Below are 2660 nucleotides of genomic sequence, written 5' to 3'. Positions count from 1 at the left end.
GCATTGCCGCCTTCGGCATTCGCCCGCGCCCAGCGCTCGCCCTGGCGCGCACCGATGTTGACGACGCGCCTTGCCTCGCCCTCGTGCTCGTTGAAGGGCGAAATCCGCATGCTATTGAACGCATCCAGAGTCTTCGAAAAGATTTCGCTGTCGAGATAAAGTTGACCGGGCGTCACAGGCTTATAGGGTGTTCCCTGCGCCATCTGGCCCTTGACCTGCTGGGCTGAGTTCAGGCGGGCATCGAAGTAATCGAGAACCAGCTTCGAGCGCTCCTCGGCGGCCTCACGCACGGTATGGTCCGTGACCATCCGAAAACCCTTCAGGTAATCGAAGACAGTCTCCAGCTTCTCGTAGAAGAGCGGCAGCCAGTGCTCCATGCCGGGATAGCGGCGCCCTTCGGAAACCGCAAGATAAAGCGCGTCGTCGCGGGTCGCGGCGCCAAAGGCCGAGAGATAATTCTTGCGGAAGCGGCTGATTGTATCCGGCGTCAGCGTCACTTCGCTCATCGGGTTGAGATTAAGAGAACGCACCTGCCCGGTTGTGCGTTGGCTTGCCGGGTCGAAGCTGCGGATACTCTCCAGCGTATCTCCAAAGAAATCGAGACGGACCGGCTCTTCGGAGCCCGGAACGAAAACGTCGAGGATGCCGCCGCGCACCGCATATTCGCCGACCTCGCGCACCGTCGCGACCCGATCGAAGCCGTTGCGCTCCAGACGGCCGGCGAGGTCGTCCATGCGGACCTGGTTGCCGGGGCGCGCCGAGAATGCCAGACTCTCGATCACATCTTGCGGCGCCACCTTCTGCAGCATTGCGTTGACGGTAACGAGCACGATTGCCGCATGTGGCTTCTTGCGATGGGCGATCAGACCGCTCAGTGCCGTCAGGCGGCGGGCCGAGGTATCGGCGCTGGGAGAAACGCGGTCGTAGGGCAGGCAGTCCCAGGCGGGCAGCGTAAGAACCGGAATGTCGGGCGCGACAAAGCCGAGCATTTGCTCCAGGTCGGCCATGCGCTGCCCGTCGGAAAGCACGTAGGCGACCGGTCCGCCAGCGCGTGCCAATTCGGCGAGCAGGAGCGGTTCCAGGCCGGACGGCACATTGCCAATCGTCAGCGGCTCGGCGGCGGCTGCGAGCTTGCTTGCATCAATTCCTGGGATCATTCCGGCTTCCTGGATGCGGTGTCGGTCGGATATTCGAAATCCGGCTTGAAGGCTGCGAGGCGTTGGAACATCGGCGTTTGAAAGCGCTCCGGCACAGGCCATGTGCCCATAACCCAGCGCAGAAGGTCGTTATCTTCCTCGCCCATAATGGTTTCGAGCTCGTCGAGCTCTGCTTCGGACAGCGTCGCCACCTCGGCTTCGGCGAACTGGCCGAACACCAGATCCATCTCGCGCAGCCCGCGATGCCAACAGCGGAACAATATGCGGCGGCGGCGCGGGTCGAGACCGGCACTCGAGAGTGTCACACCTGTCATGGCATCCCCTTCCTGTTGATGCGCCTCTATAGCCCCTCGAAAGCGGCTTGTCAGCCTTGCCAATGCCCTATTCTTCATCGCATTTTGCAGCATGCGCCCCACCATCCTCGATCCGTTGTTTTCCCCCGTTTCGGCTCTTTCGGGCGTCGGCCCGAAAATTGCCGAGCTGCTGGTGAAGCTGCTTGGACGCGAGACACCGGACGATACGCGGATCATCGACCTGCTCTTCCATGCTCCGCATTCGCTGATTGATCGGCGCAACCAGCCGGGAATTGCACGCGCGCCGCAAGGTGCGATCGTGACCATCACGGCGCGAGTCGACCGCCACCAGCCCCCGCCGCGGGGCAAAAGCAATATTCCCTACCGCGTCTTCCTGCACGACGAGACGGGCGAACTCAGCCTTGTCTTCTTCCGCGGACAGGCGGGATGGCTGGAAAAGCAGCTTCCGATCGACGAGGAGGTCACCGTCAGCGGCAAGATCGACTGGTTCAACGGCCGGGCAACGATGGTCCATCCGGACTACATCGTAAAGGCAGGCGACACGGAGAGCCTGCCGCTCGTCGAGCCCGTGTACCCGCTGACCGCCGGGCTCTCACCGAAAACGCTGCACAAGATCATCGAGGCGGCGGTGCTGCGCGTGCCGGAACTGCCGGAATGGATCGATCTTTCGCTGGCGCAGGCACAGGGGCTGCCTTCGATCGCCGACAGCTTCCATATGCTGCATGAACCGCGCGATCCAACAGACGTCGATCCGCAAGCCCCCGCCCGCCGAAGGCTCGCCTATGACGAATTCCTTGCCGGACAGTTGTCGCTCGCGTTGGTACGCCAGCGTCTTCGCAAGGTCCCCGGGCAGCCGGTCCATGCCACCGGCAAAATCAGCGGCAAGATCCTGCAGGCGCTGCCCTTTTCGCCCACGCGCAGCCAAACAGAGGCAATCGCCGACGTCCTGAAGGACATGGCTGGCGAAGACCGCATGCTGCGACTGCTGCAGGGCGAGGTCGGCTCCGGCAAGACACTGGTGGCGCTGATGGCCATGGCCGCGGTGATCGAGTGCGGCGGACAGTCCGTTCTGATGGCTCCCACCGAGATTCTCGCGCGTCAGCACTACGCGACGATCTCCAAATTCGCCGCTTCTGCCAGTCTCGGTATTGAGGTGCTGACGGGTCGCACCAAGGGACGTGAGCGCGAC

At 62.9% G+C, this 2660-nt stretch carries 2 protein-coding genes and 1 pseudogene; 1 reads left to right on the top strand and 2 read right to left on the bottom strand.

All coding sequences use genetic code 11. From position 1 onward, the window contains the following. Positions 1-1157: pseudogene (locus C9413_RS30810) on the bottom strand (transcription-repair coupling factor); the annotation flags it as partial. Next, complete coding sequence (locus tag C9413_RS30805) at positions 1154-1471, bottom strand: succinate dehydrogenase assembly factor 2 (RefSeq protein ID WP_039846750.1); 318 nt, start codon at positions 1469-1471, stop codon at positions 1154-1156. The gene C9413_RS30805 and the pseudogene C9413_RS30810, both read right to left, overlap by 4 nt. A 91-nt stretch (positions 1472-1562) precedes the next feature. On the opposite strand from C9413_RS30805, the gene C9413_RS30800 reads away from it, so the two are divergent. Further along, on the top strand, positions 1563-2660 hold a 1098-nt coding region (locus C9413_RS30800), incomplete at its 3' end, for a DEAD/DEAH box helicase (protein WP_170251382.1).

The sequence above is a fragment of the Rhizobium sp. SEMIA 4085 genome (assembly GCF_013004495.1).
Classification (GTDB): Bacteria; Pseudomonadota; Alphaproteobacteria; order Rhizobiales; family Rhizobiaceae; genus Rhizobium; species Rhizobium gallicum.
Note: the sequence above shows the minus strand (reverse complement) of the source record. Positions and strands in the feature narration are given on the sequence as shown.

Bases quoted from the DNA above. Each gene is read 5' to 3' on its own strand.
- C9413_RS30805 (WP_039846750.1), bottom strand. From the start codon at position 1,471: ATGACAGGTGTGACACTCTCGAGTGCCGGTCTCGACCCGCGCCGCCGC.